Below are 6,221 nucleotides of genomic sequence, written 5' to 3'. Positions count from 1 at the left end.
GCACATTACTGATATTGACGATCCTGACGGTCGTCATCGTCCTTTTCTTCGACTATACCAATGGCTTTCACGACGCCGCCAACATCGTTGCGACGATCATTGCGTCGCGAGCGATGACGCCCATACAGGCGGTGATCATCGTCGGCACCTTCGAGTTCCTCGGTCCGCTGCTCGGCGGTACGGCGGTCGCCAACACGATCGGCAAGTTCGTCACCCTGGGCGATGTGCAGGCCGTCCTGTCGCTGGCGATCCTGATCAGCGGCTTGATCGGCGCCATCGTCTGGAACCTGGCGACCTGGTACTTCGGTATCCCATCCTCCTCGTCGCACGCGCTGGTCGGTGGGCTGATCGGCGCGGTGGTGGTATCGGCCGGTGTGGACAATGTCGTCTGGGGATTCTCGCAACTGATGCAGGGTAACCTGACCGGCATCATGAAGGTACTGGCGAGTCTGATCCTGTCGCCGATCATCGGCTTCTGGGTCGGTTTCCTGATGCTGCGTCTGTTGAACATCATGTTGTTCACCGCCACCCCGTCGGCCAACAAGGGTTTGCGTTACGCGCAGTTCTTCACAGCCGCTGGCCTGGCTTTTTCGCACGGTGCCAACGACGCGCAGAAGAGCATGGGCATGCTGACCCTGGCGCTGCTGCTGGGAGGCTTCATTCCGAAGTTCGAAGTGCCGTTCTGGGTCATGCTGGCCTGCGCCATCGCCATCACTCTCGGCATCCTTTCCGGGGGCTGGCGTATCGTGCGTACTCTCGGTTTCGCGATCTTTCGCGTTCGCCCGATTCATGCGCTCAGTTCGCAACTGACTTCGGCTGCAGTCATTTTCACCGCATCGGTGATCGGTGCTCCGGTATCGACTACCCACGTCGTGGCGACCTCGATCATGGGCATCGGTTCTTCGGAGCGTCCGCGAGCCGTCCGCTGGAAGAAGGCCAAGGACATTGCTATCACCTGGGTGATCACGATCCCCGGTTCGGCACTGGTTGCCATTCAGACATTCGCTCTCGTCAATCTCTTTATTGGAAAGGTCTAATCATGTCGGACGCAAGTACTGCATCGCCCTCATTCACCCGCCGGATCCTGCATCGGGTTTTTCCGAAGGTCCCGAATTTCTTCGCTCTGCTCGCCGAACAAAGCGCGCAGGTGAGCGTCAGCGCCGGTTTGCTGGTCGAATACATGGGCTCCAGCGCCCCGGAAAGCGCCAAGCGACTGATCGATGCCGAACACGAAGGAGACCGACTGAAGGTCCGCAACCTCACGCTGCTCAACGAAGCGTTCTCGACGCCGATCGACCGCGAGGACCTGCACCGGGCGATCATCAACCTCGACGAGATCATCAATAGTTGCAAGACGGTGGTCGCCGAGATGGACGCCAACGTGCTGGCGCTGAAAGCCGACAAATATTGCCTCGAAATGTCGGTGTACCTGAAGGAGGGAGCCGAGGCGGTGGCTGCCGGTTATGGCCGTCTGGGAACCGACCCGAAGCTCGGGCGCGCCGACGCGGACAGATCCGACCAGGCGGTCCGCAAGCTGACCCGGACCCACCGACGCGCGCTCGCCGAGCTTTTCAACGACGACGATTTCCACCATATCTTTCGCCGCAAGGAAATCTACAACCAGTTGCTGGGCGCAGCCGATCGTCTGAACGTCTGCAACAGCACGCTGCTCGATATCGTCGTCAAGCTCTGCTGACGAGACTCGTCCCACCGGGCGCTCGCAAGGCCGCGGCAGGCGACTCCGCCGGGAGCGCCTCTGCGCCGGTTTGCGAGCGGCCCGCAGCATTTCCTGGCTGCTGCTGCCGCGCGGTGCATGACGGATTCTGCTACCCGCCACGAAGCGCCGCCCGTACAGCGGGCGAATCTGCAGCAGGACTCCACACGCCCGCCACCGACGTTTCTCCCCTGTTCGGGTAATACTGCCTGCGCCCCGTCGCCTGACGTGCGTGCTCGTCGCGAACATCTTCGCCGCACTCGCTGCACGGTGGGAAGCGAGCGTGTGATCGGTCCGCTCCCTCGCACTTGCAACCGGTGTAACGTTTCCGTCGCTCGCGGAACGCCGGCAGGATGCCGCAACTGCCTGTTGCGGCGGCACAATGTGCTACGCCAATGCGCCGATGGGGGTCGCTGCCCCCATTTTGTTGCACCCGTTCGGCACCTTCCCGGAGTTTCGGCAGGAATTGACAAGTACCCGGATTCATAGAGAATAATTCCGCCGGCAGGCGATTGGCATAGCTCGTGCTTTGAGTTGCCGATGAATGTGCCTGTTCGGTCGGAATGGTCGCGAAGCAATCGCTGGTAGCGGTCGACGGCCGGATATTCGATCGAATTCTCGGGAGCGTGTCAGATGGGTACTGAAAGCGAACTGAGGCTTTCCTTGCTGCCGGCAGCAGCCAGCCGGCTGATCAGACATCCGCTGTTGGCCAAAGTCGAGCCGGTGCGTCGACACGTCGTTCATACCTACTACGACACCGCTGACCAACGTCTGCGACGCGAACGCGTCGTCGTTCGCTACGGGAAAGGCGAAGCGACCGTGCGCCGGTTTGCCTCGCTGGGGAGCAGGCAGACGCAGCGTAGCGAGTGGGAACTGCTCGGCGTGCCCGGGGCGCTGGATTTCTCGCAGGTCGACGACAGCGCGCTGCGTCAGTTGCTGGAAACAGTGCAACCGGAACTGCGGGCGGCATTTACCGCCAACTTCCATCGCCGCGCATGGCACCTCGAACCGGGCGACGGCGTACGCATCGGACTTGTGCTCGATCGTGGCTGGATCGGGGTCAACGGAACGCGTCAGACGATCTGTGAACTCAGGCTCGATCTGCTGTCCGGAGTTGCCGCCGACCTGTTTTCCACGGCCGCTGCGCTGCAGGCCGATCTGCCCCTGCACCCGGAGCCCGTCAGCAGGTTCCAGCGTGGCTACCGCGCGCTGGTGAGCGAACCGACGCCGGTGGTCAAGGCGATGCCGATCGATACCAGTGGTGCAATGACCGTGACTGCCGCTTTCCGTACCATCGGGCTGGCGTGTCTCAATCACCTGCAGAGCAACGAACAGGGACTGCACGAGAGCGACAACCCCGAGTTCGTTCATCAGGCGCGCGTGGCCATCCGCCGGCTGCGTTCGGCACTTCGCGTCTGGAGGAAACTGCTGCCGGACGAATTCGCGACCAGCTTCGACCCGCGCTGGCAGGCACTCGCCAGACACCTTGGCGAGACGCGCAATTGGGACGTCTATCTGGCCGAGACCTTGCCGACGATCGTCGCCGCCTTTCCGGAAAGCGCGTGCGCCGACCATCTCCAGCAGCATGCTTGGGAACGCAGCGCCAGCAATCGCCTGGCAGCCCGCCGTGCCTTGAAATCGTTCGACTACTCGCGCCTGTTGCTCGGATTCACTGGCGCGCTGCTGGCTCTTCCCGACGACGACAGCCGGCGCCTCGAGACCTTTGCGCCGCGTTGTCTCGACAAGCGCGCGCGGCAGGTTACGCGCATGGCAGATCTGGCCCAAGGCGGAGACGCCGCCGCTCGCCATCGTCTGCGCGTGGCGTACAAGCGCCTGCGTTATACGCTCGAATTCTTTGCGCCGCTTTTCCCCGGCGAGTCGATGCGCAACTACCATCTGGCAGCGAGCAATCTGCAGGAAGTGCTCGGCCAACTCAACGACCTGGCCGTCGCCGGCGAACTGACGCGGGAGGCTCTCCCCGGCAAGCTGGGAGACCCTGTCTGCGATTGGCTCCTACAGCGGACCGACAGTCTGCTGCCGAAGCTCAACCACTTGCTGGAGGAGTTTCGCCAGCAGCCGGCACCGTGGCAAAAGGGCGCCGGCACTGCTCACGGCGTCCAGGAAGTCGTCGCCGCCTGAGCCGGAGCGAGCCCCGGCAGGCGTGGCCTGCGTGCGGACGCCTGTAATGTGGACCCGGAGCAAGTCGTCCGGGAGATACGCAATCCGTTTGCGTAAAGCCGAGTATCTACCAGCGGCGTATGGCTGCGGGCAATTGCCCGCGACGGTTATGCTGACCGCATTTCGGCTTCCGCGGCCCATATCGCGTGGCCGGCTTCAACGGCTGATGTTGGCTCTTGTTCTGCCCGGTGCGTGATGGTGTAACGCTTCGCTGCCAGGCGCCGGCTGCGTGCAGTTGCCCTAAGTATCTGTATTGGTGATTCAACGACTTCGCCCCCGAGTATTCCGACGCACCTTTGATTGCATTTTGTTGCACCCCCCCAGCGTACCCCGGGGCTTTCTCAGACTTCCGACAAGACACTGATTTTGCGAGCCAACGCGGTCGTTCCAACGGTTGGTACGTTTCGTGCTTTTCCACTGTACGAGAGCAGGCGGTACGAAACATTCCTGCTCACCGACCCAGTGCCATCCATGACCATCGCTCGCTGTAACCGAAGACAGGTGAATGCCGTGACCAACATCGCCGTCCCGCAGGTGGTGCGCCGAGTCCGCCCGCCCGTGTCTGCCGACTTGCCGGACTTCTTCCCGATGATCGATGAGCAGGCGGCGATGGTGGTGAAGCTGGCAAGGACGGTTGGTGAGGTGCTGCAGTGTCGCGAGTCGGCGCATTCCTTGCGCCTGCTCGACCTCGAGCAGCGTCGCCAGGAGTTGAGACGGCGCAATCAGGCGGCGGTGCAACTGGCCGTCGAGCAACGAGTCGGGGTCGAGCAAATCCACGGCACCATGGAGACGCTCGATCGTGCGGCAGCCGGTTTGTTCCACGCGGCTCGCGGCTTCCATCCGTCGCTGTCGGTTCCGGACGAAGCTGCCGCGGAGATGATGGTGGTCATTCAGAAGGCGATCGAGAATTTGCAGCAGGGCTATTCTCGCCTGGCGAACGGCTCGCCAGCCGCTGAGGTCGACGCGGACGCTGCGATCGGCAGTTGGCGTGCGCTGGGCAATGGCGGCTGCACGGAGGCGGCGGGCGAACGTGCGGGTCGCGAGGGCAGCGCCCATGGTCGCGCGCTCTGGCTGAACGAACTGCATGCGAATCTGCACGGCATCGTGCGCGAGCTGGTGCGCGCCGGCGACATCCTCAAGGACTGGTCGCGGCAGCTGTCCGCCGGATTGTACGCCTGCGAAGGCGGCGATCAGGCGTCTGCCCGCTGGTCGCGGCGACTTGTGGCCAACTGAGATGATTGCCCCGGCCTCCCGCCTGTACCTGCTTCGATCACGCTGTCGGAACGCCGGCAGAATCGTGAAAAGGAGGAAAAACCGCACGGCAGGATCGGAAACATTCATTCATCCTGCTTTCCAGGATGTCCCGGCGAGAGTTTCAAGTTCTCTCTTTTGTAACGTTATATCAGATATTTTGTGGCAGGAAATGGCGGCATCTTGCGGAAGCTCGACAGCCTCTGCAGGGCGGAGAAAGCGATGTTCGAGGTAGCTTCGGAAAGCTCGCCAGCAGTCTCGTGGGCCAGCCGTAGCGGGCAATCTGCGCCGAACTGGTCGGTCCCTGATTCATTTTTTCATGCAGGAGAAGTCATTGTGGAAACTCAAGTGCAAACGACCGAGAGGCCCGTAGCCTCACGGTCGATCGAAAGCTATCTGGACACCTCTCTCGACGCCATTGCGGACGCAGCGGCGATCTTCCGGGAAGCGGTTGCCGTCTATCTGAAGGCGGGGCCGGACGGGACGTGCTGGCGGCAGGCCAGAGGGATTTCGGAGCACATGCGCACGGTCGACGAAGTGCAGCAGAGAATCGAGACCACGGTCTTGCCACAATCGGTACTGGGAGAGCGGGTGCAGAAAATGATCGATCCGCTGATCGGAGTCAGTCGTCTGCTGAAGGAGATGCGGCGGCAGGTGACTGGATTCGCCATCGAGTCGGGCTTCTCCGGCCCTGGCCGCAGTGTTCCCGCCTACCTGATGCCTAGCGTGCAGGAATTGACCGATGAGGTTTGCGCGGCAGTGGAAGCGCTGGTGGAGAGCCATCGACCACCCATCGTCCTTTGGGGCGAGCTGGCGTCGGGCGAAGAAGAAGGCAGCGTGAGCTGGCACGAAGCGCAGGCCGACCGCCTGTCGATGGAACTGCTCAAGAAAATCTTTGCCGACGAAGCACTCGAGCTCAAGCAGAAACTTTCCCTGGCACAGTTCGTCGAGGAAATCGACCGCCTCGCCGATCAGGCCGAGCAGATCGTGAGCGATTTCCGGGGCGGTCGCGTCGCCGGCTTGCCCACCGTGCACGCGAGGGATTCGCACTGAGCTTCCCTTGGCGCCGCGCCGAGCG

5 protein-coding genes are annotated in these 6,221 nt (G+C 62.4%); all 5 read left to right on the top strand.

All coding sequences use genetic code 11. The features are described from left to right. Window positions 1-1,037 (top strand): inorganic phosphate transporter (locus tag NFV80_RS10755; RefSeq protein ID WP_296758642.1); only part of this gene is annotated, 1,037 nt, incomplete at its 5' end. A gap of 2 nt (window positions 1,038-1,039) precedes the next feature. After that, on the top strand, window positions 1,040-1,696 hold the full coding sequence (locus NFV80_RS10750; RefSeq protein ID WP_295329667.1) for a DUF47 family protein: 657 nt from the start codon (window positions 1,040-1,042) through the stop codon (window positions 1,694-1,696). A gap of 651 nt (window positions 1,697-2,347) precedes the next feature. Continuing rightward, on the top strand, window positions 2,348-3,853 hold the full coding sequence (locus NFV80_RS10745) for a CHAD domain-containing protein (protein ID WP_295329669.1): 1,506 nt from the start codon (window positions 2,348-2,350) through the stop codon (window positions 3,851-3,853). A 549-nt stretch (window positions 3,854-4,402) separates the two neighbouring features. Continuing rightward, on the top strand, window positions 4,403-5,125 hold the full coding sequence (locus tag NFV80_RS10740) for a hypothetical protein (protein WP_296758638.1): 723 nt from the start codon (window positions 4,403-4,405) through the stop codon (window positions 5,123-5,125). Between the two features lie 366 nt (window positions 5,126-5,491). Next, window positions 5,492-6,196 (top strand): hypothetical protein, encoded by a 705-nt coding sequence (locus tag NFV80_RS10735; protein WP_295329673.1) that lies wholly within the window; start codon window positions 5,492-5,494, stop codon window positions 6,194-6,196. The last annotated feature ends 25 nt before the right edge of the window (window positions 6,197-6,221 follow it).

The organism is Accumulibacter sp., from assembly GCF_023806565.1.
Lineage (GTDB): Bacteria > Pseudomonadota > Gammaproteobacteria > Burkholderiales > Rhodocyclaceae > Accumulibacter.
The sequence above is the reverse complement of the archived record's forward strand: the minus strand, read 5'-3'. Positions and strand labels throughout refer to the sequence as shown.